Source organism: Tranquillimonas alkanivorans, assembly GCF_900115595.1.
GTDB lineage: Bacteria > Pseudomonadota > Alphaproteobacteria > Rhodobacterales > Rhodobacteraceae > Tranquillimonas > Tranquillimonas alkanivorans.
Window position 1 is genome coordinate 2800 of sequence record NZ_FOXA01000028.1, and the last position, 25442, is coordinate 28241.

General features: G+C 66.5%; 24 protein-coding genes. 16 read left to right on the forward strand and 8 right to left on the reverse strand.

Annotation, left to right across the window (positions count from 1 at the left end):
* Positions 1-630: 630 nt before the first annotated feature.
* Positions 631-978 (forward strand): antitoxin Xre/MbcA/ParS toxin-binding domain-containing protein, encoded by a 348-nt coding sequence (locus tag BM162_RS18805; RefSeq protein ID WP_093425069.1) that lies wholly within the window; start codon positions 631-633, stop codon positions 976-978.
* Positions 978-1502 (forward strand): RES family NAD+ phosphorylase, encoded by a 525-nt coding sequence (locus BM162_RS18810; protein WP_093425070.1) that lies wholly within the window; start codon positions 978-980, stop codon positions 1500-1502. The genes BM162_RS18805 and BM162_RS18810 overlap by 1 nt, the downstream gene beginning before the upstream one ends.
* A 250-nt stretch (positions 1503-1752) precedes the next feature.
* Here the strand turns inward: BM162_RS18810 and BM162_RS18815 are convergent, their stop codons facing one another.
* A complete protein-coding gene (locus BM162_RS18815; protein WP_093425071.1) occupies positions 1753-2505 on the reverse strand; it encodes a GntR family transcriptional regulator in 753 nt (250 codons plus the stop codon).
* A 179-nt stretch (positions 2506-2684) separates the two neighbouring features.
* Here BM162_RS18815 and BM162_RS18820 point away from each other — a divergent pair, with 179 nt between their 5' ends.
* The 12 genes from BM162_RS18820 to BM162_RS18875 all read left to right on the forward strand — a co-directional run bounded on the left by BM162_RS18820 (position 2685) and on the right by BM162_RS18875 (position 16680).
* Entirely contained in the window at positions 2685-3788 is a 1104-nt protein-coding gene (locus BM162_RS18820; RefSeq protein WP_093425073.1) for a substrate-binding domain-containing protein, read from the forward strand.
* 48 nt (positions 3789-3836) lie between these two features.
* A complete protein-coding gene (locus BM162_RS18825; RefSeq protein ID WP_093425074.1) occupies positions 3837-5321 on the forward strand; it encodes a sugar ABC transporter ATP-binding protein in 1485 nt (494 codons plus the stop codon).
* A 20-nt stretch (positions 5322-5341) separates the two neighbouring features.
* Positions 5342-6328, forward strand: coding sequence for an ABC transporter permease (locus tag BM162_RS18830; RefSeq protein ID WP_093425076.1), 987 nt, complete (start codon positions 5342-5344; stop codon positions 6326-6328).
* Positions 6325-7506, forward strand: a complete 1182-nt coding sequence (locus BM162_RS18835; protein WP_143096222.1) for a M20/M25/M40 family metallo-hydrolase — start codon at positions 6325-6327, stop codon at positions 7504-7506. Before BM162_RS18830 ends, BM162_RS18835 begins: the two co-directional genes overlap by 4 nt.
* Positions 7503-8417, forward strand: coding sequence for a carbohydrate kinase family protein (locus BM162_RS18840; RefSeq protein ID WP_093425080.1), 915 nt, complete (start codon positions 7503-7505; stop codon positions 8415-8417). Before BM162_RS18835 ends, BM162_RS18840 begins: the two co-directional genes overlap by 4 nt.
* Before the next feature lie 20 nt (positions 8418-8437).
* The gene (locus tag BM162_RS18845) at positions 8438-9277 is read left to right on the forward strand and encodes a BtpA/SgcQ family protein (RefSeq protein WP_093425082.1); all 840 of its coding nucleotides are present in this window, start codon (positions 8438-8440) and stop codon (positions 9275-9277) included.
* A gap of 159 nt (positions 9278-9436) precedes the next feature.
* Positions 9437-10366 carry a deoxyribose-phosphate aldolase gene (deoC, locus tag BM162_RS18850; protein ID WP_218153137.1) on the forward strand — a complete coding sequence of 310 codons (930 nt, stop codon included), beginning with the start codon at positions 9437-9439 and terminating at the stop codon, positions 10364-10366.
* An 8-nt stretch (positions 10367-10374) separates the two neighbouring features.
* The gene (locus tag BM162_RS18855) at positions 10375-12723 is read left to right on the forward strand and encodes an aldehyde dehydrogenase family protein (protein WP_093425086.1); all 2349 of its coding nucleotides are present in this window, start codon (positions 10375-10377) and stop codon (positions 12721-12723) included.
* A gap of 225 nt (positions 12724-12948) precedes the next feature.
* Positions 12949-13722: an ATP-binding cassette domain-containing protein gene (locus BM162_RS18860; protein WP_342741187.1), complete on the forward strand. Its 774-nt coding sequence runs from the start codon at positions 12949-12951 to the stop codon at positions 13720-13722.
* 36 nt (positions 13723-13758) lie between these two features.
* On the forward strand, positions 13759-14745 hold the full coding sequence (locus BM162_RS18865; RefSeq protein WP_093425089.1) for an autoinducer 2 ABC transporter substrate-binding protein: 987 nt from the start codon (positions 13759-13761) through the stop codon (positions 14743-14745).
* 7 nt (positions 14746-14752) lie between these two features.
* The gene (locus BM162_RS18870) at positions 14753-15715 is read left to right on the forward strand and encodes an ABC transporter permease (RefSeq protein WP_093425090.1); all 963 of its coding nucleotides are present in this window, start codon (positions 14753-14755) and stop codon (positions 15713-15715) included.
* Entirely contained in the window at positions 15712-16680 is a 969-nt protein-coding gene (locus BM162_RS18875; RefSeq protein ID WP_093425091.1) for an ABC transporter permease, read from the forward strand. The genes BM162_RS18870 and BM162_RS18875 overlap by 4 nt, the downstream gene beginning before the upstream one ends.
* Here the strand turns inward: BM162_RS18875 and BM162_RS18880 are convergent, their stop codons facing one another.
* The 4 genes from BM162_RS18880 to BM162_RS18895 are packed head-to-tail and all read right to left on the reverse strand — an operon-like array spanning position 16681 to position 20703.
* The gene (locus BM162_RS18880; protein ID WP_093425092.1) at positions 16681-17685 is read right to left on the reverse strand and encodes an SIS domain-containing protein; all 1005 of its coding nucleotides are present in this window, start codon (positions 17683-17685) and stop codon (positions 16681-16683) included.
* Positions 17686-17700: 15 nt separating this feature from the next.
* Positions 17701-18642 (reverse strand): IF-2B domain-containing protein, encoded by a 942-nt coding sequence (locus tag BM162_RS18885; protein ID WP_093425094.1) that lies wholly within the window; start codon positions 18640-18642, stop codon positions 17701-17703.
* On the reverse strand, positions 18635-19558 hold the full coding sequence (locus BM162_RS18890) for a carbohydrate kinase family protein (RefSeq protein ID WP_093425095.1): 924 nt from the start codon (positions 19556-19558) through the stop codon (positions 18635-18637). The genes BM162_RS18885 and BM162_RS18890 overlap by 8 nt, the downstream gene beginning before the upstream one ends.
* Positions 19555-20703: a PfkB family carbohydrate kinase gene (locus tag BM162_RS18895; protein ID WP_177215260.1), complete on the reverse strand. Its 1149-nt coding sequence runs from the start codon at positions 20701-20703 to the stop codon at positions 19555-19557. The genes BM162_RS18890 and BM162_RS18895 overlap by 4 nt, the downstream gene beginning before the upstream one ends.
* A 293-nt stretch (positions 20704-20996) precedes the next feature.
* Between BM162_RS18895 and BM162_RS18900 the strand changes: the two genes are divergently transcribed.
* The gene (locus BM162_RS18900; protein WP_218153138.1) at positions 20997-21962 is read left to right on the forward strand and encodes a complex I NDUFA9 subunit family protein; all 966 of its coding nucleotides are present in this window, start codon (positions 20997-20999) and stop codon (positions 21960-21962) included.
* Positions 21963-22527: 565 nt separating this feature from the next.
* Here the strand turns inward: BM162_RS18900 and BM162_RS18905 are convergent.
* Positions 22528-22734 carry a cold-shock protein gene (locus tag BM162_RS18905; RefSeq protein WP_093425099.1) on the reverse strand — a complete coding sequence of 69 codons (207 nt, stop codon included), beginning with the start codon at positions 22732-22734 and terminating at the stop codon, positions 22528-22530.
* Positions 22735-22834: 100 nt separating this feature from the next.
* Entirely contained in the window at positions 22835-23053 is a 219-nt protein-coding gene (locus tag BM162_RS18910; RefSeq protein WP_093425101.1) for a DUF1127 domain-containing protein, read from the reverse strand.
* Positions 23054-23178: 125 nt separating this feature from the next.
* On the opposite strand from BM162_RS18910, the gene BM162_RS18915 reads away from it, so the two are divergent.
* The gene (locus BM162_RS18915; protein ID WP_093425103.1) at positions 23179-24096 is read left to right on the forward strand and encodes a LysR family transcriptional regulator; all 918 of its coding nucleotides are present in this window, start codon (positions 23179-23181) and stop codon (positions 24094-24096) included.
* Positions 24097-24198: 102 nt separating this feature from the next.
* On the opposite strand, the gene BM162_RS18920 is transcribed toward BM162_RS18915, so the two are convergent.
* Positions 24199-25296: a nucleoside recognition domain-containing protein gene (locus BM162_RS18920; RefSeq protein WP_143096224.1), complete on the reverse strand. Its 1098-nt coding sequence runs from the start codon at positions 25294-25296 to the stop codon at positions 24199-24201.
* Positions 25297-25442 lie beyond the last annotated feature (146 nt).

A 25442-nucleotide genomic window follows, 5' to 3' on the forward strand; every position in this document is an offset into this window, starting at 1 on the left:
GGATTGCGCGACCATCATCGTCTGCCGATGGCGAGCCGTCCGCTACGGGAGGTAGCACTGACATCGGCGGGGACGCGCTCGCGGTAAGCGGTCGCCATCGACGGCGCGACGTCGATGGCGGCTGTAAACATACTCGGCCCCGCGACCGCCAGGCACGCCGAGGCCGGCAGTTCCGCCCGCGTCGGCTGAGGAAGGGGAGGGGTTTCCGCCAAGCAGCGTGATCCGATCCCGTCGATTGGCGCTTGTCCGTGCTCGCCAAGCAGACCTGTTCCTGCGCACGACCTGGCGGCCGGGGTTCGGAAGCGAAGGGCGGGGCGTGAAGCACATAGGCGTGCGAATTAGTCTCATCTCGTGGGGTAGGGGGCGCTCAGGCTGAGATCCGGATGCAAGGCCGCGCCGCGCCGACAGTGCCGAGGTGTCGTTTCGGGCAAGGGGTGGGTAGACGGAATCGCATGACCGAGTTTCGACCCTGATCATCGCCAGGACGCAGCAGGGACCTTTACCTCTGTGAGGGATGCCCCCGGGGCCGCTGAGGAGGTTCCTCGTTAGCGTCTTGGAGGGCCATGCGGTTGACGAAATGGGATTCGACACACATGTTGACGCATAACCGCGTCTTTGGGGGTGAGGCACATGGAGCTGAACGCAGTTTCGAAGGAAGGCGTCTTCGCGCCGAGGCTGATGGCGCAGTCGCTTCGTACGACCGTCGACGAAATCGCCCAGACCGCCGGGCTCGGGCGCGATGCGCTGGTACGTTCCAGCCGGGTGGGCAAACCGAAGACGCAGAAGCGGCTGCGTGAAATGATGGAGATCGTGACCCGCACCAGTCCGAGGTTTGGCTCCGATCTGATGGCTTACGCCTGGTACAGGTCCACGCCCCTCCCGGGTTATGGTGTGACGCCGATGCAGCTTGTCCAAGATGGGCGCGCCGATCTGGTGCATAGGCATCTCGATCGGCTGGACGCTGGCGTACACGCCTGATGCACCTTCGGGAGACGCTTTTTAGGGCGCTCAGTCCCTATTGGGCGTACCGGCCGCTTTCGGGCGACGGCGCCGCGAAATTCGGGGGCCGGTTCAACAGGATTGGACGACCGGCGCTGTATCTCTCCTTCTCCGTCGAGACGGCACTGAACGAGGTGCACCAGGCGGGAAGCTTCATGCCGACAACTCTGGTAGCGGTCGAGGTCGATCTCGATCCGGTTCTCGACGCCACTGATCCGGACGAACTCGGGAAGTCAGGGTTCGCGCTCGAGGATCTCGCTCTTCCGGACTGGGCAATGCAGATGGACATGAAGGGCCAGGCCAGATCGCAGGAATTCGCGGAGCGTGTCGCGACCCAAGGCTACTGCGGCGCCATCGTGCCCAGCTTCGCCCCCGGAGCGCGACGAGGCGCGCGTAACCTGGTCCTCTGGTCGTGGGGATCCGATTTGCCTGCACGGGTAAGGGTGGTCGACGAGCATGAACGGCTTCGGCATCCCCCAGCGCCACCAAACGAGACGGATTGAGACCCGACGACGCACCGTTCTGCCGAGCCAGACGATCAACCTGACGCTGGCCTCCTGTTTCTGCGGCGCTCGCGTCGGCGACCACCGCAGCAGTGCGACAGCAGGCCGAGCGGGTGATCATAGCCGGAACTGCAATACTGAAGCAGTTCCCGGCCTGCGAAGGCCTCGTTGATCATGGCGTTGATGCGACCAGATCGAGTACGGCCGCACCGGCGGTTTCTTTCACCTCAAGCGCCCGGATGGCCTAACGTCAACGCCGCACCTCGAGGTGGAACCTATAGCGGTCGGACCGGAAGCTGAGGATAACGCATTCCGCCGGCTTGTCCTGTTCGTCGAACGACTGACGGCGCGCGACGAGGAGCGGGAAACCCTTGCGGACGCCCAGCTTCTCGGCCAGCGAGCTCTCGGTCGATGTCGCCTCGATGTACTCCCGCGCCCGTTTCACGGTCACGCCGCAATTGACCCTGAGCCAGGCGTAGAGAGAGCCGGTCTCGAGTTCTTCGGACGTGGGATATGGTTGGGTGCGAAACAGGCGAGGGGGGAGCCAAGACATTGCCGTGCCGATCGGTTCGCCGTCGGCAAGCAAAAGGCGGTGCGACCGGAACACCGCCGTCCCCGGAGCGAGTTCGAGTGCTTCGGCGGCTTCGGCTGTCGCCGGTTCATGCCCGATCTCGAGGACGCGATAGGACGGAGTGAGGCCGCGCCGGCGCATGTCCTCAGAGAAGCCGGCCATTTCTTCCGCCGGCTGGTCGACCCGTTTTCGAAGTACGATCGATCCCTTGCCCGAGCGGCGCACGATGAGACCGGCAGACTCCAGCTCGTTGAGCGCCGCCCGCGAAGTCGCGCGGCTGACGCCGAAATGTCGGTTCAACTGCGCTTCCGACGGAAGCGTTTCGCCGGGCGCGAACGTGCCCGATTCCACGGCGTGGCGCAGGCGCTCCGCGATCTGGAACCAGAGCGGGGTAGGGCCGTCTTCGGCGAGCGGGCGCTGCCAATCATCCATAATATCGTCCGAACGTCATAACATTTGATTTGTAGTTTCCGATGATGCACAGTGATCCGAGTCGCGGCAAGCAGCGAACGCCGGAGTGCCTTGAATTGGCCGGCTATTCGCTCACCGCAGACAGAAGTCAAAGAGCCGCCGGGCGAACGGCGGCCGCCAACAACCGATAGGGAGTTCAGATGAAATCCTCGATTGCCACCACGGCGCTTCTCGTTGCGTTCGGAGCGGCCTCCGGCGCCGCCGCACAGGACACGCTGCCCATTTCGGGCAAAACCTGCGACCAGCTTCTTGAACAGTACGCGGGCCTGCCGTTCACCGACATCCTGCCACTCGAGGCGGGCCCCGTAACCGTAGACGGTTCCGAAGAAGAGATCGTCGTCGGCTTCTCGCAGACCGGCTTCAATCATCCTTGGCGCATCTCGATGCTCGAGGCGGCACAGGCCGAGGCCTGTCGGCATCCCAATGTCAGCATGATCGTGCTCGACGGCAACGTCGACGTCGCGAAGCAGAACAACGATGTGCGTGACCTGCTCGCCCGGGGCGTCGACGCGGTGCTGCTCAGCCCGGTCGAGTCGGCAGCTCTGATCCCGGCGTCGCGCGCCGTCATGGACCAGGGCATCCCGCTGATCGTGATGGACCGCGACGTGCCGACAGACAAGACGCTCTTCATCGGCCAGAGCAACGTCACGATGGGTGAGAAGGTCGCGCAGAAGATGGCCGACGACCTCGACGGGAGTGGCAACATCGTCGTCATCACCGGCCTCCAGGGCTCCTCGCCCGCCGTCGACCGCGATCAGGGCATGAAGAACGTGCTCGAGAACTATCCCGACATCGAGGTGCTGGCCGTCGGCGACGGCGAGTGGATTCGCGAGCCGGCAGTTCCTATCATGGAGGACTTTCTGACGGCCTACGAGGACATCGACGCGGTGTTCTCGCACGCCGAGGAATCCTCGTGGGGCGCGCAGCTCGCAATCGCGCGGGCGAACCGCTGCGAAGACGGCATCCTGCATTACACGTTCGACGGCTCCAATGCCGGGTTCAAGTCGGTGCGTGACGGCACCTTTCGGGCCGACGGAAATTACACGCCCTTCATCGGCGACATCGGAATGCGTGCAGCTCTCTACACGCTGACCGGTCGAGAGATCCCGGGGGCAGAGGCGTATTCGCAGCCCGGTCAGCAGCTCGCGCTGCCGGATTCGCCGACCGTCGTCGCCGAGAACGCCGAGGAATGGATCGGCCGCGGCTGGGGCGATTTCGAGCCGCCGCTCGATCCCTGCAAGTAACGGCACAGAACCGCCCCGGCCTTGGTCGGGGCGGTTCGCGTAGCAAGCATGACAGATGAACTTCTACAGGCGCAGGCACTGCGGAAGCAGTTCGGCAATAACGTCGTTCTGCGGGACGTGGACCTGTCGGTCGGGCGCGGCGAAGTGCACGCCATCGTCGGCGAGAACGGCGCAGGCAAGTCGACGCTGATCAAGATACTCGGCGGGGTACACCGCGCCGACGGCGGCACGATGAAGCTGGAAGGGCGCGAACTGATCCTGAACTCGCCCCAGGCGGCTCTGGATCAAGGCATCGTGGTCATCCACCAGGAACTGTCGCTCGCCCCGGATCTGACGACCGAAGAGAACATCTTTCTCGGGCATTTCCCGCGCAACGCGCTGGGGCTGCTGGACCGGCGCAGGATGCGCGAGCGGACGCGGGAGCTGCTGGACCGTCTGTCGATCGAGATCGACCCGACGGTGCCGGTCGGCCAGCTCAGCATCGCGCAGCAGCAGATGATCGAGATCGCCAAGGCGATTTCGGTCGAGGCGAAGATGCTGGTTCTGGACGAGCCTACGGCGGTGCTCGACGCCAACCGCGTCGACACGCTGTTCGACCTGGTGGAGCGTCTGAAGGCGCAGGGCATCGGCATCGTCTTCATCTCGCACCACCTCGAAGAAATCTTTCGGATCGCGGATCGTGTCACCGTCCTGCGCGACGGCGAGCGGACCGGGACGAGTGACGTGTCCGCGATCGACCAGGATTGGCTGGTGTCGAAGATGATCGGCCGCGAGTTCGAGGCGCACCACACCCAGGCGCGCGGCATGGGCGAGGTGGCGCTGGAACTTGAGGAGCTTTCGAGCGAAGGCGCCTTCGAGAACGTGTCGTTCAGCGTGCGGGCCGGCGAAATCGTCGGCCTCGCCGGGCTGATCGGCGCGGGCCGCACCGAGGTGGCGCAGGCGATCTTCGGCGTGCGTCCCCACAGCTCGGGCCAGATGAAGGTTTTCGGTCGGCCCACGCGCTTCTCGGGGCCGGGCGCGGCCAAGCGACAGGGCATCGCCTATGTCAGCGAGGACCGGAAGGCGTTCGGCCTGCTGCCGAACCGCCCGGTGCGCGAAAACGCCACCATCTCGAACCTGGCGCGGTTCAGGTCGCTCGGCCTTCTTCGGCTGGACCGCGAACGGGCCTTCGTGCGCGAGCAGATCGAGCAACTCGATATCCGGCTGCCCAGCATGCAGGCCGAAATAAGCACGTTGAGCGGCGGCAACCAGCAGAAGGTGTTGCTGGGCCGGGCGCTCGCCGGACGCCCGCGCGTCCTGATCTTCGACGAGCCGACGCGCGGCGTGGATATCGGCGCGAAACGCGAGATCTATCGCTTCATCGAGGAACTCGCCGAGGACGGCGTGGCCATCATCGTGATCTCTTCGGAGATGGAAGAGGTCCTCCGGCTTTCGGATCGCGTCCTCGTCATGCGGGGCGGTCGCGTCGCCGCCGAACTGCCTCGGGGCGAAGCCACCGAGGAAAGCGTCATGCGCGCCGCATCGCTCGACTGAAATCTACGGAGAACCTGGCAATGACCGAGACCTCCTCTCCTCCCGCGGCGGCACGCGCCGCTTCTACCGGCGACCGCTCCGCGACCCTCTACCGGCTGCTGCGGCAGACGGGCGTGCTGGCCGCGCTGGTCCTGCTGATCATCGTGTCGTCGTTTCTCAATGACCGGTTCCTCAGCGTGCCGAACCTCATGAACGTGCTGCGGCAGGTCTCCATCGTGGGCATCCTCGCCGTCGGCATGACCTTCGTCATCCTCACGAAGGGTATCGACCTTTCCGTAGGTTCTATCCTCGGCGTTTCGGTGGTGCTGTTCGCTGGCCTGCTCGAGACGCAGAGCATGGCGGTGGCGATCCCGCTGGGCATTCTCGCGGCGATGGCGCTGGGGCTCGTCAACGGGCTCGGCGTCGCCTTTGCGGGCATTCCGCCGTTCATCATGACACTGGGCATGCTGTCCTTCGCGCGAGGGCTGGCGTTCATCTACACGGGCGGCACCCCGATCCCGATCCTGAACGAGAACTTCTATGATCTCGGCAATGGGTACACGTTCGGGGTGCCGAACCCGACCCTGATCCTGATCGCGACGCTTCTGGTCAGCGGCGTGGTTCTGGCGCTGACGCCGTTCGGACGGTCGGTTTACAGCATCGGTTCGAACGAGGACGCGTCACGCCTTTCTGGGGTGCCGGTGGGGCTCTACAAGACCATCGTCTACGTGATTTCGGGCGGTGTGGCCGGGATCGCGGGGCTGGTCTATGCCTCGCAGTTGAGCGTCGGCACGCCCATTGCGGGACAGGCCTATGAACTCGACGCCATCGCGGCCGTCGTCGTCGGGGGCACGAGCCTGTTTGGCGGCAAGGGATCGGTCGCCGGGACGTTCATCGGCACTCTGATCATCGGGGTGCTGGCGAACATCCTCAACCTCACCGGCGTCGATCCGTTCGTGCAGCAGCTCTTCAAGGGCGCGCTGATCGTCGTGGCGGTCTTCATCATGGCACGGTCGAGCCGAGCATGACAGGCTCCGCCACCCACCGCTGGACCTGCCGGGCACCGACGGGCGTGCAGGTCGAAAGGGCGCTGCGCCGCTGCGACGAGATCCGCGCCTTGGTCGAGGCGCACGTCACGCCCGAGCGGATGTTGCGCTATGTTCGGGCGCTGAGCGACGCGCCCGCCCCGTCGGGGGTGGCCTCGCTCATGCGGACGCCTGTCCTGCGGGCGCTGCTGGAAGAGGACGGTGCGCTCGGAGGGCGGCTCGCGCTCGAGGCAAATTACGGCGGGACGGGGGCGGCCGCGCTTGCCACGGGCAGCGGCGCGGAGTCGGGTCTGTGGTACATCGCGCATCTCGATACGATCAGCTATCTCGTGCACCCGGCGCAGGGCGGTCGGCATCCGCTCGTGCCCTTTTGCTATCACCTCACCGGCCACGGCAAGCGGCCGGCTCAGGCGCTGCGCTACGACCTGGAAGCCGGCGCGTTCGTCGTCGTGGCCGAGGGGGTGCTGCTGTCGGACGGCGATGGCCCGAGCTTCGTCCCGAGCGGAGACGAGCACCTGCGCCCCGGCGACCGGGTCGTGCCGATGGCGCCGTTCGAGACCGGCCAAAACGGTCTGCTGACGGGCCATTTCGACAATGCCGGCGGCGTCGCCGCCTTGGCGCTGGCCGCCCCGGTGCTGGCCGAGATCGGGAGCGACGCCTTCCTGGCGATGCCGGACGAGGAAGAGGGGCCGGCAGCCACCGGCAACCAGTCGATCAGCCGGGGCTCGGCGCGCCTTCTGGCGGCCGCGCCCGCGCCGCGGTTCTCCGTTGTCGTCGACATGCAGCAGACGGCGGCCGAAGGAAATTGCGGCCCGGACGGCGCGGGCGTACCGGGGGCGGGCGCCGTCCTTAGCGAATTTTCGAGCCTGGCACGCGGCGCGGTCACGCCGCCGCCGCTGTATTCGGCCGTGCGGGAATTCGCACGCAATCTCGACGCCCGGGGCGCGACGGTAAAGGAGACCTCGAACCTCTACACCTCGCGCAGCGACGATGTGAGCGTGATGCAGCGGAACTCCGACATCGTGCTTCTCGGGTTCCCGGGGGCCGACAGGCATTTCGACACGGCGTATCCGACTGCGCACCTCGACGACCTGGTCAGCCTGTCGCGGGCTCTCGTCTACATGTCCGCGCTCGCCGCGGAACTGGAGGAGGAGCCATGATCGACCTGGTGACGGTGGGCTGGCTGACGGTCGACGATATCGTTCTGGAGGACGGCACCTGCCGCCGGAGCATGCCGGGGGGCGGTGCACTCTATTCCGCGATCGGCGCCGCGATCTGGACGGCGTCGGTCGGCGTGCACGCGCCGGCGGGCCGGCCGCACGCCGAACGCAGCCGCGCCGAGATCGCGTCCTGGGGGCTGGACACGGCGGGCATCGCCACGGCGGAGGGCAACGGGCTCGAACTGTGGATGCTGCACGAAAGTGACGTGCACAAGCAGCAGATCCGGAAGCTGAGTTCGTCGGAGCCACTGGCCATGGACGCCGCGCGCGGGCCGCTGCCCGAGGCGTATGGCAAAGCCTCGGGCTTTCATGTCGCGCCGCAGGGGCCAGAAAGCTCGATTGCCAACGCCCAGAGGCTCCATGCGCCGGGTCGGACGGTGACGATGGACATCCTCGCCGACGAGATGATCGACGCGGGCCGGTACGCGGACCTCTCCTACCTCGCCTGCCTCGACGCCTTCCTGCCGAGCGAAGCCGAGATCGACCGCATCTGGGCGCCGGCGCGGATCGAGGATTGGCTGGCCGAGACCGCCCGCAGCGGGAGTTCTCACGTCGTGGGGAAGATCGGCTCGAAGGGGTCGTTGCTGGCCGAGGCGGGCACAGGGCGGATGACACACGTTCCCGCGCTCGCCGTCGATGTAGCGGACACGACCGGGGCGGGCGACGCCTATTGCGGCGGCTTCCTGGCCGGGCTGGCGGCCGGCCGGCCGCTTGTGGAGTGCAGCGCCATGGGAACCGTGTCGGCATCATTCGTCGTGGAGGCCTATGGCGCGCTTGCGACGAAGCGGCCGGACGCCGAGGAGCGGGACGCCCGATACGAGCGGGCGCTGTCGCGCGCCGCCACCATCTGATGACGAGGAAACACTTAGACATGTCCGGGACCAAGAACGCCCTCGGCGAGATTTTCGGCCGCGAGCGCCCGCTGATCGGGAACGTCCACCTGCCTCCCCTGCCAGGAACGCCGCGATATTCAGGCGCGTCGGTGGCCGAGCTTCGCGAGATCGCGCTGGCCGACGTCCGCGCCTACGAGGAGGGCGGGATGGACGGATTGATGCTCGAGAACCATGGCGACATCCCCTTCCTGAAGCCCGACCGTATCGGTCCAGAGGTCATCGCGGCGATGACAGCCATTGTGCAGGCGGTGTCGGAGCGGACGGCGCTGCCTTTCGGCATCAACCTGCTGGCCAACCACGCGGTCGGAGCACTTGCCGTGGCGCATGCCACGGGCGCCCGGTTCGTGCGGGTGAACCAGTGGGTGAATGCCTACGTGGCGAACGAAGGCGTGGTCGAGGGGCTGAGCGGCGAGGCGCTGCGCTTTCGCCGGCGGATCGGCGCGGAAGGCGTCGTCATCTTTGCGGACGTTCACGTCAAGCACGGCGCGCATGCCGTCACCGGCGATCGGGACGTGGCCGAACTTGCGCGGGACACGGAATTCTATGACGCCGACGTGGCGATCGCGACCGGAAACCGCACGGGCGACGCCATCCCGACCGAGGAAATCGCGGCCATCCGCGCTGGCACGTCACTGCCGGTCATCGGCGGCAGCGGTCTCACGCCCGTCAACGCCGTTGAGCTCCTGCCGCATCTCGACGGGGCCATCGTCGGATCGAGCCTGAAGAAGGGCGGGCACTGGACCGGGCCCGTGGACCGGGCCCGGGTCGAGGACCTGGTTGCGCGTGTGCGTGACCTGCGGTCGCCGCGCATGGCCTGAGGACGAGGGACAGGGCAGGGCGCCACCGCCCGCGCCGCACATCATCAAGGGAGCGAAACCATGGTCGCAGACGCCAAGCCGAGGCGTGCCGAAGAGGCAGCGTCTCATGCTCATCAGGTGCCCGCCCGGACGGGACACACTCAGCGACGCAACACCGGCATGCCGCTGAGGCCGGAGATGTTCGAAGGCCACGCGGTGAACCGTAGCGCCGCCGAACGCCGAGCCGCCACGCTGACCACGCGCCGCTCGGTCAAGAAGGCGCACCAGGCCGCATGGCTGGTGAACGCCGTGCGCTGCATGGACCTGACCACGTTGGCCGGCGACGACACGGCCGCGCGGGTCCGCCGCTTGTGCGCGAAGGCCCGGTCGCCGCTGGCGCCGCACCTGATCGAGGGGCTCGGCCTGTCGGGCCGGAGCATCACCACCGGCGCCGTCTGCGTCTATCCGACGCTCGTCGAGCCCGCCGTGCGCGCGCTCGAGGGCAGCGGTATCCCGGTGGCGTCGGTCGCGACTGGGTTTCCCGCGGGTCTCATGCCGCTCGACCTGCGCCTGGCCGAGATCCGGTACGCGGTGGAGCAGGGGGCCGACGAGATCGACATCGTCGTCACCCGTGAACACGTGCTGCGCCACGACTGGTCCGCGCTCTACGACGAGGTGGCGGCGATGCGTGAGGCCTGCGGAAAGGCGCATCTCAAGGCGATCCTCGCCACGGGCGACCTGCGAACGCTGCGCAACGTCTACGCCGCCTCGATGGTTGCGATGCAGGCCGGTGCTGACTTCATCAAGACTTCGACCGGCAAGGAGGGCGTCAATGCGACGTTGCCGGTGTCTCTCGTGATGGTGCGCGCGCTGCGGGATTACGGGGACGCCACCGGGCACCGCGTCGGTTTCAAGCCGGCGGGCGGGATGAAATCGGCCAAGGACGCGCTCGCTTGGCAAATCCTCATGAAGGAAGAGTTGGGGCGCGACTGGCTCGCGCCCGACCTCTTCCGTCTCGGGGCATCCTCGATGCTCGCCGATATCGAGCGGCAGCTCGAACACCACGTCACCGGACGCTACGCCGCGTCTTCCCGACACGCGATGGCCTGAGGAACGAGATGAACGAGATCACGAACATCCTGGAGACCCTGGATTACGGTCCCGCGCCGGAGAACACGGACTTGGTGCGTGCCTGGCTGGAGCGTCACGACGGCCGCTTCGGACACTTCATCGACGGCGCCTTCCGGCCGTCGGGCGGAACATTCGACGTCTTCGAACCGGCGACGGGCCGCCACCTTGCGTCGGTCACACAGGGCACGTCGGCCGACGTCGACGACGCCGTGCGGGCGGCCCGTGCGGCGCAGCCCGGCTGGGCGGCGCTGTCGGGGCACGACCGGGCGCGCCATCTCTACGCGCTGGCGCGCCACGTCCAGAAGCACGCGCGGTTCCTGTCGGTGCTCGAGAGCCTGGACAACGGCAAGCCGATCCGCGAAAGCCGCGACATCGACATCCCGCTGGTCGCGCGGCATTTCTATCACCACGCGGGGTGGGCCGAGCTTTTGGAAGACGAATTTCCAAGTGCCCGGCCGGTGGGCGTGTGCGGGCAGATCATTCCATGGAACTTTCCCCTGCTCATGCTGGCATGGAAAGTGGCTCCGGCGCTCGCGGCAGGAAACACGGTGGTGCTGAAGCCCGCCGAGTACACGCCGCTGACGGCCCTGGCCTTCGCCGAGCTGGCGGCGGATTGTGGCCTGCCCGCGGGTGTGCTCAACATCGTCACCGGCGACGGGTCGACCGGCGCGGCCATTGTCGGTCACGGCGACATCGACAAGATCGCATTCACCGGCTCGACCGAGGTGGGGCGGATCATCCGTCGGCAGACCGCCGGCACCGGCAAGTTCCTGACGCTCGAGCTGGGGGGCAAGTCGCCGTTCATCGTCTTCGCCGATGCAGATCTCGACGCCGCGGTGGAGGGGGTGGTCGACGCGATCTGGTTCAACCAGGGGCAGGTGTGCTGCGCAGGGGCGCGCATCCTGGTCGCGGAAGCGGTCGCCGAGCGGTTCGAGACCAGGCTGAAGGCGCGCATGAAGACGCTGCGCATCGGCGATCCGCTCGACAAATGCACCGACGTGGGGGCCATCGTGCACCCCGTACAACTCGACCGGATCCGGAAACTGGTGTCGCAGGGCGCGCGCGAGGGGGCTGTCCTGCACCAGACGGATGCGCCGGAGGGCTGCTTCTTTCCGCCGACCCTGGCGGTGGGCGTCGAACCGGCCTCGACCCTGGCGAGGGAAGAAATCTTCGGCCCTGTGGCGACGCTGACGGAGTTCCGGACTCCGGAAGATGCGGTCGCGCTGGCCAATAACACGAAATACGGCCTCGCGGCGTCGGTATGGTCGGAGAACGTCAACCTGTGTCTTGATATTGCGGCGCAGGTGAAGGCGGGCGTGGTCTGGGTCAACTGCACCAACATCTTCGACGCGGGCGCCGGGTTCGGCGGGTACCGCGAGAGCGGGTACGGACGCGAGGGCGGTCGGGAGGGCATGATGGCGTACCTGTCGCATCCCGAGCCGAAGGCCTCCGGGACCGAGCCGGAGGTTCCCGCCCCGCAGGCCGCGCCGGGCGGGGGAGCCGCGGGGGCGGGCATTGACCGCACTGCCAAGCTTTACATCGGCGGCAAGCAGGTCCGCCCGGATTCGGGCTATGCCTACGCCGTCGCGGGCGGTGGGCATGCCGGGCTCGGCAACCGCAAGGACATCCGAAACGCGGTGGAAGCCGCCGCAAAGGCGTCGGCCTGGGGCGCGGCGACCGGGCACAACCGCGCCCAGATCCTCTATTACCTCGCCGAGAACCTGTCGGCCCGCGCCGCCGAATTCGAAGCGCGGCTGCGCGCGGCGGGGTCGGGTGTGGAAGCCGCCCGCGGCGAGGTGGAGATGTCGGTGCGGCGCTGCTTCTGGTATGCGGCGCAGGCCGACAAGTTCGATGGAGCCGTGCACCAGACGAAGTCGGCGCACGTCACACTCGCCATGAACGAGCCGGTCGGCGTTGTCGGCATCGCCTGTCCCACCAGCGTTCCGCTTCTGGGCTTCGTCTCGACGGTGCTGCCCGCGATCGCGATGGGCAATTGCGTGATCGCCGTGCCCTCCCAGCTCCACCCGCTTTCTGCGACGGACCTCTACCAGGTGATCGAGACGTCGGACGTGCCGGCCGGTGTGGTCAACATCGTCACCGGTATGCGTGACGAGCTTGCGAAGACACTCGCGCAGCACGACGGGGTGGACGGGATCTGGTACTTCGGAAGCGCCGCCGGCCGGAAGATGGTCGAGGCGGAGAGCACGGGGAACCTCAAGCAGACATGGACCGAAGAGGATGCCGCGCGGAACTGGATGAGCGCGGAAGGGCAGGGCAGGCGGTTCCTGCACCGCGCCACGCAGGTCAAGAACATCTGGGTGCCCTACGGGGAATGAGGTGAGCGCGCGGGCGGCCTTGCGGTCGCCCGCAAGGTTTGCAGCGGACGCCGGCGCGGGCCGGCGAGTGCTCGATTATTCGGCAGTCAGAGCAGCGTTCCGACAGGCCGCCGAGGTTCCGCACGAGAAAGCATAGTCATGCAATAAACCGTTTGACATCCGCCGGGGCTTGCCGCGACATTGACCTCGGTGAAACGTTTCAATCGCAGGGGAGGGCGATCCGAAGTGGCCGAGACGCTGAAGCTGTCCATGAAGGGCATCGTGAAACGGTTCGGCGGCGTCGTGGCGCTCGATTCCGTTGATTTCGAACTACGGCGCGGCGAGGTCATGGCGCTCGTCGGCGACAACGGCGCCGGTAAATCCACGCTGATCAAAACGCTGGCCGGCGCACACATGCCCGACGAGGGCGTGATGGAACTCGACGGCGACGCGGTCCGCTTCACGTCTCCGCAGGACGCCTGGAGGCGGGGGGTCGCGACGATCTTCCAGGAGCTCGCGCTTGCCGGGAAGATGACCATCGCCGACAATATCTTCCTCGGCCGCGAGATCACTCGGACCGTGGCGGGCATCCCGTTCCTCGACCGCCGGGCGATGCACAAGCGTAGCCGCGAACTGCTCGAGGAACTCGACGTGGTCGTGCCCGACATCCACACGTGGGTCGAGTACCTGTCGGGCGGCCAGCGCCAGGGCGTGGCCATTGCGCGCGCGCTCAACATCGACGCGGACGTGATCGTGATGGACGAACCCACCGCGGCGCTCGCCGTGGCCGAGGTGCGCAAGGTGCTCGAGTTCATCAAGACCCTGCGCCGACAAGGCAAGTCCGTCGTCCTGATTTCGCACAACGTGCAGGATGTCTTCGAGGTCTCGGACCGCATAACCGTGCTGCGCCGCGGTCGGCGGATCGGGCTCCTCGAGACCGAGAAAACCACCCCCGAAGAGGTGGTCGGGTACATCACCGGAGCGGCCGAGACGAAACGGCGCCCGGAGGCGGCCCACTGAACGACGAAGAACACGAAACCACACGGAGGTACTGACATGTCTTTCAAGCACACGCTTATGGGCGGGGTTGCCCTCGGACTGACGGCCGCGCTGCCGGCGTCGGCGCAGGACGACACCACGCGCATCGCCTTCATCCCGCAGATCGCCGGGATCCCCTACTACGTCGCCATGGAAGAAGGTGCCGAGCGCGCCGCCGAGGAACTGGGCGTGGAATACGTCCAGGAGGGGCCGACAAGCACCAACGCGGCCGACCAGCTTCGCATCTTCGAAAGCTTCGTGAACCAGGGCTTCGACGTCATCGCGATCTCGCCGCTCGACGAAGAGACTCTGAAGCCCGCGATCTCGCGTGCGCTCGAGCAGGGGATCGTCGTGCTGACGGCGGATGCCGACGCTCCGGGCAGCGACCGCCAGTTTTTCGTGGCCCAGGCGCTGGACCAGGATCTGGGGTACACGTTGCTGGACGAGGCCGTGGACCGCATCGGCGAAAGCGGCAAGATCGCCATCGTCTCGGACTCGCCAACCATCCAGTCAATGCAGAACTGGATTGCGGCGATCGAGGAACGCGCCGAGACAGCATATCCGGACATCGAGATCGTGTCGGTCGACCATACCGACGGCACCGCGCAGCGCGCCTATCAGTTCGCCACCGATGCCATGACGCGCAACCCCGACCTCAAGGCAGTGCTCGGCATGGCATCGACGACGTGCCCGGGGATCGCGCAGGCCGTCGAAGCCGCGGGGCTCGTGGGCGAGGTGCTGACCGCGGGCTACTGCTCGCCGAACACGGCGCGCGACTACATCAAGTCCGGCGCGATGCCGTACTCGGTGCTGTGGAATCCGGCCGACCTCGGCTACCTCACGGTCTGGGTCGGCGACCATCTGGCCGACGGTGGCGAGATCACCGGCGACTTCGAGGTCGAGGGCCTGCAGCAGACGATCCAGTACCTTCCCGAGAACGACGTGATCCTGCTGGGGCCGCCAGCGGTCTTCACCGAAGAGAACGTGGACGACTTTGACTTCTAAGGCTCAGATGGCGCGTTTCGCGTTCAAGGCACCCTCCCGGCCGTTCCGTATCGGCCGGGAGGGGCTCTTGCTGGCGGCGTTGGTCGTGCTCTGCACGATCTTCGCCAGCCAGTCCGAATTCTTTCTTTCCGAGCGCAACCTGACGACGATCCTGCGCAACTCGGTGGACCTGGCCGTGGTCTGCGCCGGGATGACCATCGTGATCATTCTGGGCGGCATCGACGTGAGCGTGGGCGGCATCGTGGCGGTGTCGGCCGTACTGATCGGGCGCGCCTACCAGTATGGGATGCCGGACTGGGTCGTGATTCCCGTGGGCCTGGCCGCCGGCGCGCTTCTCGGCGCGCTCAACGGCGCGATCATCTCGAAGACGCGGGTCCCGCCGATCGTGGCGACGCTTGGAACGATGTACATCTACATCGCGGTCCTGTTCCTGGTGATCGGGGGTGTCTGGATCAGCGGGCTGCCCAACACGCTGTCGTTCCTGGTTCTCGGCGACTTCATGGGGCTGCCGGCAGGCGTCTTCGTCATCGGCTTCATCTATGTCTTTTCCTGGCTTCTGCTGCGCCGGACGCCGTGGGGCCAGCGCGTGGTCGCCATCGGCTGCGACGAAGTCGCCGCCCGGCTGGTCGGCATCCGGGTGGACCGAACGAAGATACAGGCCTACGCGCTGCTCGGCCTTTTCGCGGGCATCGCCGCAATCCTGTACGTCGCGCGGCTCAGGAACGTCGAGGTCAACATAGGCACGAACATCGCGCTCGAGGCGATCGCGGCGACGATCCTTGGCGGCGCGAACATCCGCGGCGGGATCGGCAGCCTGATCGGCACGCTGATGGGGGTGCTTTTCATCAAGATCACGCAGAACGGGCTCGTGCTGATCGGCGTCTCCTCGTTGTGGGAAACGGTGGTGATCGGCGGCCTGCTGATCGTCGTGCTGATCCTCGACGCGCTCGAGACACGGAGGGTGTCATGAACGATCCGCTGACGCAGCGCTTGTTCTTCCTGTTCGGGCTGTTGATCGCCGCCGGCGTCGCGGGGGCGCTGCTGTCGCCGCATTTCCTGCAGGTCTCCACCGTGGCCTACCTGCTGCAATACGTGCCCGTCCTGGGTGTGCTCGGCATGGCGCAGACGCTGGTGATGCTGTCGGGCGGGCCGGGCATCGACCTGTCGATCGGCGCGACAATGTCGCTCGTCGGGCTCGCCATCGCCGGACTCTTCGGTTTGGGCGTGCCGCTGTTGCTCGCCTGCTTGATCGGTTTGGTGATCGGCGGAATGCTCGGCGCGGTGAATGCCTTTCTGATTTGCGTGCTGCAGGTGCCGTCGCTCATGGGGACGCTGGCCACCTTCTTCGCCTATTCCGGTCTTGCACTCGCGCTGACGGGCGGTTCGCCCATAGGGGGCATCCCGGACTGGTTCGGAACGCTGGCGCAGGGCCGCATCCTCGGCGTCCCGGTGCACATGTGGACGGTGTTCATTCCGCTCGCCATCGTGCTGCACGTGATGCTGTCGCGCACCCGAATCGGGTCGCACATCTATGCCGCGGGCAACGACGAGCGGGCGGCGTTTCTGTCGGGCGTGAAGGTCTGGCGCCTGCGCTTCGCGCTGTACTGCCTGAGCGGCGCCATCGCGGGCGTCGCCGCGATCATGACCCTGTCGTGGTTCCAGGCCGCGCGCCCAGACGCGGGCGAAGGCATGGAGCTTCTTTCGGTGACCATCGCCGTTCTGGGCGGCGCGCATATCTTCGGCGGGATCGGCCGGATCTCCGGCACGGTGCTGGCGGTGCTGATCGTCACGACCCTGCAGGTCGCGCTTCAGCTCGCCAACATCTCCCAAGCCTGGCAACTCGCGGCGATCGGCCTGCTGCTCATCGGCAGCGTCGTGGCCGACAACGCCGTCGGCGAGAAGCTGAGGGCCCGGGTTCGGCGCACGACTTCCTGATCAGCGGGAGGTCCAGCCGAACCAGTCGCGCTGGACCTCCGCCGCAGCCGACCCTCGCGCGGGGTCGGTAACGTCCAGATCCCGGACTTCGGCCACGGCGAGGCAAAGCGCCTGCGTCGCAAGCGCGGCCCGCAGCGCAGTCGGCAACGGCTTCGTGTCCTCGCTGTCCAGACCGGCCGTTCCGACCGAGGCCCCCAGCCGTTCAAGCCCGGCGCGCATCGCCGCGGTGCGGTCGTCCGCCGCGCCTCCGGCGCCGCACAGCACCACGTGATCCCCCGCACGCAGCATGAAGTGCGCGCCGTGGGCGAAGTTCTCGGCTTCGAAGGACCATGCGGCCAGACCGCCGGCTTCATGCATCTTAGCGGCACCGTAATTCGCCGAGCCGAGCGCCGCGCCACCACCAAGAAAGAAGAAGCGCGCGTCGGTGGGCAGGTGAGCGGCCATGGTCCGCGCGTGGTCGAGATAATGGTTCGTGGCCTCGTCGAAGACGCGCTGAACCGCGCCGCCCTCGACCGGTCCCGCCAAGGCGGCGAGCGCGAGCAGCGTCACGTGGTAGTCGAGCCCGTGCGGAATGGCGCGGCTGATCGGCTGATAGGGCAGGGGAAGCAGGTCGCCGGCCGCCTGCGCCAGCGCGCTGTCGGACTTGAGGGTGATGGCGAGTGTGTGCGCGCCCATGGCCTTGGCCGCTTCGATGGCCTCGACGGTGCGGCGGGTGGAACCCGAGATGGAGATCCCGACGACCGTGTCGCCCGCCCGGATGTCGGCGTCCCACAGCATGTCGGACGCGCTGACCGGGCGGATGTCCCAGCCGCTTTCACGGAAGAAACGTGTCATGGATTGCGCGGCGAACAGGCTGTCGCCGCATCCCCCGACCCAGAGCGCCCGATCCTTCGACGGGCGTATCCGTGCCGCCGCTTCCGAAAGCGCGCCGGCGGCCGTGCCGAGAATGATTGGCTGCTCGTCCAGTTCTTGCTGCATCAGGGCGCGGCTTGCGGAAGGCGTCATCGGGGTCTCCTTTTCTCAGGCGGCGCGGTGGGCGAGCGCGGACGGAAGATCGGAAGGCGTCACCGGGCCGACCTCCGTCAGGATGGCCGTCACAAGGCCCGGCGGAACGATTTCGAGCTCGGGCGCTTCGGTGGACGCCACCTCGCCCTGTTTCAGAAGGAAGTCGTAGGACCTCGGCGCGGGGGCGGGCAGTTCGTCGGCCCGGCGCTCACCGACCTTGAACAGGTCCGCCGCCCCGTAGACCGACACGTCGTGCGCCCGCGCCGACCGCGCTGCGATTGTCGAGCCGACGGTGTTGCTGATGCCACCGTCGCGCGTCACGCTCTCGGCCCCCAGAAGCACGGCGTCCGACTGGGTCACGGCGTATTCGAGCGCTGCATCGGGCACGAACAGAATCGGGACGTCGAGTTCGGCCAGTGCGGTCATGTACCGCCGCCCGCCGTCGATGGCGCGGCTTTCGGGGACCACGATGCGATCGAGCTCCCGACGCGCGGCGAGCGCACGTATCAGATCGGCGACCGTGCTTGAATAGTCGAAGATCAGCGGGTGACGGCACGCCGCCAGCGCCTCGACGCCGCGTTCGATCAGGTCGCGCCGCCTCTTCGCGGCCGCCGTGTCCCAGGCGGCGGCCCTCTCCTGGAGGAGCGTCACGGCCTCGGACGCCGGAAGGTCCTCGATCCCGTCGGTCTGCCATGCCAGCGCGTTTGCGACGATCGGGGCGCCGGCGCCACGGGTGCGGGCGATAAAGCGGGCGAGCTCCATCGCCTCGTCCAGCGCCGTCGGCCGGTCCGCGCCCGCAACCCGCGCCACGAGCGGGAGGGCGAGCGCGACGTGGTTCGACGCACCCAGAACGCCTTCGTCCACGATGTCGAGAAGGCCCTGCATCGTGTCGTCGTCCGGCTCGGACGCATGCTTGTGGCGCAAGATCTCCCGGTATTCGAAACGTTTCTCAGGCATCCGACCTCTCAGGCGTTCGGTATTTCAGAAAGTCCTCGACCTCTTGCAGCACAGGCAGCCCCGCTTGCGCTCCGTAGTTGCGGGTCGAGATTGCAGCGGCCGCGTTGGCGAAGTGCAGCGCCGCGGTGTCGTCCGCACCTGACAGCCGCGCGTGCAGGAAACCCGCGGCGAAGGCGTCCCCGGCACCGGATGTATCGGTGACCGGCACCGCGTGGCCGGCCACGTCGAGCACGCGGTCGCCGTCCTCCAGCCGTGCGCCGAGCCTACCGCGGGTCATGACGACCGTTTTGCCTTTGTTCACCACGAGCGGGCCGATGCGGCGCTCTATATCGCTGCGGCTCTGTTCGCTGACGAAAAGCAGGTCGACCCCGGCCACCAGCTCCGCCACGCGGTGTCCGTCAGCCGGGACGTCCGCCGCCTCGAGGTCGAGCGAAACCGACGCGCCGACGCTTTTTGCACGCGCGATCGCCTCTGCAGCAAGCTCGTGCTCGGTGAATGTCAGGTGCACGTGATCCACGCCCGCGAAGGCGGCAGGCGTCAGGTCGGCGGGGCGGGGGAGGTAGGCGGGACTCACCGCCTTGACCAGGGATTTCTCGCCTTCGTCGTCCACCATGATGATGCAGAAGAAGGTAGCCGCGCCGTGCCGTGTCGCGACATGGGAAAGGTCGAGCCCCTCGTGTGTCAGCGCGTCCAGCGCCTCCCGCCCCATCGCGTCGTCGCCCACCGCCCCGAGCATCCGGGTCGATGTGCCGAGACGGCTGGCGCCGACCGCAACATTGGCCGCCATGCCGCCCGCGCTCTGCGCCACACGCTTGCCATCGACTTTCTGATCTCGCCCCGGTGGACGGGGCACTTTGACCACGATGTCGATGTCGATATCTCCGATGCAGAGCAGCAGCGGTCTGCCTCCGGTCATCTCGGCCCCTCCGTCTCGACGGCGTCCCGGGCGAAAACCTCCTGCGCCGACGGCAGCCGGCCTTGGGCACCGAGCGCCGTCAGAGACAAGCTCGCCCCCTGCACCGCATGGGCGAGCGCGGCTTCCGCGTCGCCCTGCGCCAGCCAAGAGGCGAGGAAGATGCCGGTAAACGCGTCGCCGGCGCCGGTCGCATCGACCACGTCTACGGCCGGGGCCTCACACTGTACCGGCTGCTCGCCGGGCCGGAGCAGAACGGCGCCGTCGGCGCCGCGCGTGAGCAGAAGGGCGCGGCAGCGATTGCCGGTCACTGTGTCGAAGATACGCTCGGGGGCTCCAGCGACGTCCTGCATGCCGCGCGTCATCCGGTCAAAGGAGCCTTGGTCGAGGAACAGCACGTCGAAGGTTTCCAGCAATTCTCCGTAGTCCGGCAAAGTGCCCTGCGTCGCGTCGAGGCCCGCCGAATGCAGCGAGAGCAGGTATCCGGCGACCCGCAGCTCGTCCCGGACCTGCAGGGCGGCCGAAAGATGGAACCCGTCGAAGTGCACGCAGGCCGGCGCGGCATCAGGCGCACGGCGCGCCAGGTGACGCGCCAGGAAGTCCAGTGGCACCTCGAAGGGCTCGTTGATGATCGTCCGCTGGCCGTCGTCTTCGACGAGCACGATGCAGCGTGACAGCCGGTCGCCCGGCTGTTGCAGAGCGCCGCTGGCGTCGATGTTCCGGCTCGCCAGCTCCTCGAGCGCCCAGAGGCTGTCGGCATCATTGCCCAGATGCGTGACCATCTCCGCACCGATCTCGAGCGGTGCGCCGAGTGCGGCGGCGAAGGCGGACACGTTCGCGGCCGGTCCGCCGAGCATCTTCTCGATCGAGCGGGAGGTCGTGCGCTCGCCCGAGTGCGGCACGTGTCCGATCCGGACCATGTAGTCGATCGAGATGTAGCCAACCGAGATCAGCCGGGGACGTCCCGGTTCGGCCGCCGGCGTTGTGCGGGGCCGGCGCGCGATGAGCGACCGGGCCAGGCTGTTCGGCCGGTAGCCGAGCTCCTCCACCGCGCGCAACACCGAGCGCCTTGCCCGTTCCGACACCGACTTGCTGTCGTTGAGTACGTGAGAGACCGTGCCCACGGAAACGCCCGCTTCCTGTGCCACGTCGCGTATGGTCGCACGGCGGCCGGATCTGTAGCCTTGGCTTCTCGACATCGGGACCTTGAACCGCTCCACGCCGCATACTGACGGTGAAACGTTTCACCGTTCGCTGAAGTTCTGTCAACCTCAGCCTGCCAAATGTGAATTTCGCAAGGGTTCTATCGGTGCTCTTCTGTGCAAGCGAACGAAACTTGGTATCGCTCGCTTGGTTGAGCGCGTCATGTCCTGCAGCCACACGTGCGCAATCCGGAACCCGGTGGATGCCGTAGGCTGTTGAAGGCCGGAAGGAGAACATGATGCAGCGGGATGAGAACAGTCTCGCCTCTCTACGGGGAAAGCCATCGCAGCCGGGCATCACGGCCGTGCTCGGCGGAACCGGCTTTCTGGGCGGCCGCATCGTTCGGACGCTGTCGAATGAAGGGCATCACGTGCGGGTGGCGGTTCGGCATCCCGAGCGCGCGGCACACGATGCTCTCCCGGATGACGTGGAGCGGGTGCAGGCGGACGTCACCCACGTCGGCTCGCTTCGAGCTGCCTTGCAGCACGCGACGGGCGTCGTCAACGCCGTCAGCCTCTATTCAGAGAGAGGGCCACTGACATTCGAGGCGGTTCATGTCGAGGGCGCTCGGAACGTGGCCATGGTGGCGCGGCAGGTCGGGGCAAGGCTCGTCCATGTCTCGGGTATCGGCTCGGATCCGGAGGCCACGGACGGCTATGTAAGGGCGCGGGGCAAAGGCGAGCAGGCGGTTCGGGACGCGCACCCGGCTGCGGTCATCCTCCGCTCCGCTGTCATGTTCGGACCCGCCGATTCTTTCCTCACGACCCTGATGAACCTGGTGCAGCGATCGCCGGTCTATCCGGTCTTCGGTAAAGGGGCCACAAAACTTCAACCGGTACATGTGGAGGACGTCGCGGCCGCCGTCGCGTGTCTTTTCAAATGCTCGGATCCCGCACGCCTCTACGAGGTCGCGGGTCCCGATGTCTTCACCTATCGCCAGCTTCTGCGTCACATAGCCGACCGTGCCGGAGTTCGGGCGCGCTTCCTCCCTCTGCCATTTCCAGTCTGGACCGGCCTCGCCTGCTTTGCCGAACACATGCCGGGGGCTCCGCTGACGCGCCACCAAGTGGCATTGATGCGGATCGACAACGTGGCCGACCCAGATGTTCCGGGCCTCTCCGACCTGGGCCTCGCGCCCGAGCACATCGACGCGCTTCTGGATCGGCGTCTGCAGAAAGCGTCCTCGACCAAGGGTATCGGCTGACTGCGCTCCGCAATCGCCGCCACTCAACTTCCGTTGTCACTGAGGCGGAGCGCGCTCCGCCTCAGAAGTCGAACAGGTCCCCGAGCAAGGACTTCTTTTTCCGCTTGTGGTTGTACCTCCGCTCGTCAGGTCTCGATGGCCGGTCGCTTCGCGAGGTCTCTCGCACCGAGGTCGCGTCGGTCATCGATTTACATGCTGATGATCTCGAAGCCTCGGACGACCCGGCGCTCGCGCTTTCGAGACTTCTCGGCGTTGCCCGGTTAAGTCGCGATGCACGTGAATATCTCGAGACATGCCGAGCTTGGCGGGAGTCAACAAGATGAGCCGAATACGAAATGCCAAGCGAAGGAGGAAAGGGCGGAAGGACTAAGCCGCTCCGCGGCATTGGCGTCGTTGGGTGGCGTTGGTCCGTCGCATCAGCGTTCTTCCATGTGGCCGGACTGTCCGGGCTGACGATCGGGGTCTTCCCACCGTCAGACAGGAGGTTCCCATGGAGGAGAGAAGGGCTCGCTGCGCCAGGGCTCTTGTTAAAAGACGCGATGACGAGGTTGTGACGCGAGCGCGGTCAAAGGGTTCGAAGGTCCACCGCCTGATCTTTGCCGTTGCGACCGCGTTCCACGTCGTACTCGATCTTCTGGTTCTCCTGCAGGCCTCTCAAGCCGGCCCTCTCGACCGCGGAAATATGAACGAAGACATCGCCGCCACCCGCATCGGGCGCGATAAAGTCGTAGCCCTTGTCGGCGTTAAACCACTTCACCGTTCCAGTCGCCATCTTGTCGTCCGCTTCTGTTGATGCTGATCGGATACAAGCCTAACGGACGCGCGTTCGACGTGTCGACTCCGATCGGGACCGTGTGCCGCCGAAACGGATGTTACATCCAGTGTGAAGGAGCGTCCCAGATCGGACGCTGCGTCTCGGCGCGAGCCTGGGAACGGGTGAGGCCGAGATCCTTGAGCATATGGTCGTCGAGATTGCGCAGGTCGTTGCGCTGCCGCCAGACGGCGTCAAGATGCAGAAGCCTGGCCAAGACGCCGCGCTTGCGGCCTTGGCGGGCGAGTCGGCGGGTAGGGCTCAAGATCGCGTTGAACATCTTCGGTCTCATTTCGTTTGCGTGATGCAAGCCGTCATCAGCATCATTATCGTTGATTAAAAATGAAACTTCAGGCATATAATGTAAAACGATGCTTTGTGGCGTGATGAATCACGGATGATGATATGCCGCGAAACCTCGACCTGACCGCGCTTCGTTCCTTCGTGGCCGTTGCAGACGCGGGCGGTGTGACGCGCGCGGCTGGTTTCCTGAACCTCACGCAGTCCGCCGTATCGATGCAGCTCAAGCGGCTCGAGGAATCTCTCGACGCCTCGCTCCTCGACCGTGGCGGCCGGACCATTGCGCTGACGCCTGGTGGTGAGCAGCTATTGGCCTACGCGCGCCGCATGCTGGACCTCAACGACGAGGTGATGGCCCGGATGACCGACAGCGCCTTCGAGGGGGAGCTGGTGGTGGGCGTGCCGCACGACATTGTATATCCGGCGATCCCGGGCATCCTGCAGCGCTTCGCCGGGGAATTCCCGCGTGTCCGCGTGCAGCTCTTCTCGTCCTACACTCGTGATCTCAAGCGCAAGTTCGAGCATGGCGAGTGCGACTTCATTCTGACGACGGAAGACGGGATGGACTCCGGAGGCGAGACGCTCATCGAGCGGCCCCTGCGTTGGATCGGCGCTCGCGGCGGCAGCGCCTGGAAAGTCCGGCCGGTCCGGCTGGCCTTCTGCGCCTACTGCATATTTCGCTCCGGGTCTCAGAAAGCGCTCGACCAGGCGGGCATCGACTGGGAGATCGCTGTCGAGTCCCAGTCCGATCGCGCGATCGAGGCAACGGTCGCGGCCGACTTGGCAATCACCGCCATGATCGAAGGAACGGAGCCGCCGTACTGCGAAGCGGTGCACCACGGGGGGCAACTTCCCGAGCTCAAGTCGCAGAAGATCAACATGTATCGCTCGGAGATCGCCAAGGGCGAGGTCGCCGAGGCGATGGCGTCGCTCATCCGTCAGCACTACCGGATCGGCAAGGGGGGCTTCGTTGGCGTCGTCCCCGCAGACACGGCGCGTGCTGCAACTCCGACGACGCTCTGAACCGTTCTCGCGCTGACCGGGGGGTCGAGCCGCCCGTGCCAGGAAATCCGGACGAGTGGGCGGTGTACCAGAGGCAGGGCCACCTCTGCCTTGTGGACGCCATTAACCGCGGCGCATCACTGCCGGCTTTTCTTCAGCGGGTCCAGGGTTGTGGAAGGCCCACCTGAAGAAGGTTGCATCCGGCAAGTTGCGGACGATCCTCGCGACAACGGCTGTCGCGATTACCGCAAATACCAGCCGCCCGACAAGAACTCCGCCGACATCGGCGCCGAGCGCCACAACAAGAAGAGTATCCTCGATGATGCTGTGGGCAAATCCCATGAACACGCAGGTCAGGAAAACCTGCCGAGGAGATACGGCGCCCGAACGCGCTTCCCGTATCAGCAATCCACCCCCGTAGGAGATACCGAGGAACAGTCCGACTGCAGCCAGGTGTCCGGCCTCGCGCTTTATCCCGGCGAGCTGCAGAAGGGGCGCCATCGCCGTGATCAGAAGATCAAGGATGCCGGTCCGCTTCAGGATGTCGAGAGCGCATTGCAGGGCCAGCAGGATGACCAGCATCGTCAGCATGGTTTCCAGAAGTCCCGAGAAGACGTCGCGCCAATCGCTCGACGTGCTCATGGGGATCCACGCCGGGTTCGCCGGTGCGGATAACCAGCCGGTAGCAGAAAGGAGGCGATGGAGGATGAACGCGTAGAGCAACCCGCCCAAGGCGCGAAACAGCATCGTCACGATCAGTCCGGGCCCCGCCTTCTGAACGATTTTCTGCTCGAGCGGCAAGGCGTGCGCGATCAGCAAAAGCGAGGAGAAGACCGTGACGTCCGCCACACTGAGTTCCGAAACCGGGACGAGCGTGAAGAGGATCGGGATCGCGCCCCACATGCCGACCAGCAAGCCCGTGAGCCAGGCCAGCCCCAGCTCCGGTGGCAGGCCGACGAGGCTCATGACGGGACCGAAGGCAGGGGCGAGCGCGTCTATGAGACCCAAGCGCGAAAGCAACTCCGTCAGAAGGATGACCGGCACCATGATGCGGACGAGGATCCAGTAGATCTCCAGCGTCTCGCCGATTTTCCGCCGAGCGAAGGTCAGGATGGGCACCGTTTTCTCCTTGGCATGGCTGACAGCCAGTCGCCTGCTCTGGCGTTCAAGGCGTCGGATGTTTCGCTTGCCGTGCAGCCTCACTTCGACCCTCGTCGTCATCTTGCGGGCTCGCTCGGCCGCGCCTCGGGCAACCCGGGTCCTCAGCTCGCCGCGCCCGTTACCATGACCGCGCAGCGGCTGCAAAAGCCGCGCCGCAGAATGTGACGGGGCGCGGCGTGGTATGGCCAAGGCATCCGCGAGTAAGG

Coding starts and splice junctions, on each gene's coding strand:
- BM162_RS18805 (WP_093425069.1), top strand. CDS start 631: ATGGAGCTGAACGCAGTTTCGAAGGAAGGCGTCTTCGCGCCGAGGCTG.
- BM162_RS18810 (WP_093425070.1), top strand. CDS start 978: ATGCACCTTCGGGAGACGCTTTTTAGGGCGCTCAGTCCCTATTGGGCG.
- BM162_RS18815 (WP_093425071.1), bottom strand. CDS start 2,505: ATGGATGATTGGCAGCGCCCGCTCGCCGAAGACGGCCCTACCCCGCTC.
- BM162_RS18820 (WP_093425073.1), top strand. CDS start 2,685: ATGAAATCCTCGATTGCCACCACGGCGCTTCTCGTTGCGTTCGGAGCG.
- BM162_RS18825 (WP_093425074.1), top strand. CDS start 3,837: ATGACAGATGAACTTCTACAGGCGCAGGCACTGCGGAAGCAGTTCGGC.
- BM162_RS18830 (WP_093425076.1), top strand. CDS start 5,342: ATGACCGAGACCTCCTCTCCTCCCGCGGCGGCACGCGCCGCTTCTACC.
- BM162_RS18835 (WP_143096222.1), top strand. CDS start 6,325: ATGACAGGCTCCGCCACCCACCGCTGGACCTGCCGGGCACCGACGGGC.
- BM162_RS18840 (WP_093425080.1), top strand. CDS start 7,503: ATGATCGACCTGGTGACGGTGGGCTGGCTGACGGTCGACGATATCGTT.
- BM162_RS18845 (WP_093425082.1), top strand. CDS start 8,438: ATGTCCGGGACCAAGAACGCCCTCGGCGAGATTTTCGGCCGCGAGCGC.
- deoC (WP_218153137.1), top strand. CDS start 9,437: ATGCCGCTGAGGCCGGAGATGTTCGAAGGCCACGCGGTGAACCGTAGC.
- BM162_RS18855 (WP_093425086.1), top strand. CDS start 10,375: ATGAACGAGATCACGAACATCCTGGAGACCCTGGATTACGGTCCCGCG.
- BM162_RS18865 (WP_093425089.1), top strand. CDS start 13,759: ATGTCTTTCAAGCACACGCTTATGGGCGGGGTTGCCCTCGGACTGACG.
- BM162_RS18870 (WP_093425090.1), top strand. CDS start 14,753: ATGGCGCGTTTCGCGTTCAAGGCACCCTCCCGGCCGTTCCGTATCGGC.
- BM162_RS18875 (WP_093425091.1), top strand. CDS start 15,712: ATGAACGATCCGCTGACGCAGCGCTTGTTCTTCCTGTTCGGGCTGTTG.
- BM162_RS18880 (WP_093425092.1), bottom strand. CDS start 17,685: ATGACGCCTTCCGCAAGCCGCGCCCTGATGCAGCAAGAACTGGACGAG.
- BM162_RS18885 (WP_093425094.1), bottom strand. CDS start 18,642: ATGCCTGAGAAACGTTTCGAATACCGGGAGATCTTGCGCCACAAGCAT.
- BM162_RS18890 (WP_093425095.1), bottom strand. CDS start 19,558: ATGACCGGAGGCAGACCGCTGCTGCTCTGCATCGGAGATATCGACATC.
- BM162_RS18900 (WP_218153138.1), top strand. CDS start 20,997: ATGCAGCGGGATGAGAACAGTCTCGCCTCTCTACGGGGAAAGCCATCG.
- BM162_RS18905 (WP_093425099.1), bottom strand. CDS start 22,734: ATGGCGACTGGAACGGTGAAGTGGTTTAACGCCGACAAGGGCTACGAC.
- BM162_RS18910 (WP_093425101.1), bottom strand. CDS start 23,053: ATGTTCAACGCGATCTTGAGCCCTACCCGCCGACTCGCCCGCCAAGGC.
- BM162_RS18915 (WP_093425103.1), top strand. CDS start 23,179: ATGCCGCGAAACCTCGACCTGACCGCGCTTCGTTCCTTCGTGGCCGTT.
- BM162_RS18920 (WP_143096224.1), bottom strand. CDS start 25,296: ATGACGACGAGGGTCGAAGTGAGGCTGCACGGCAAGCGAAACATCCGA.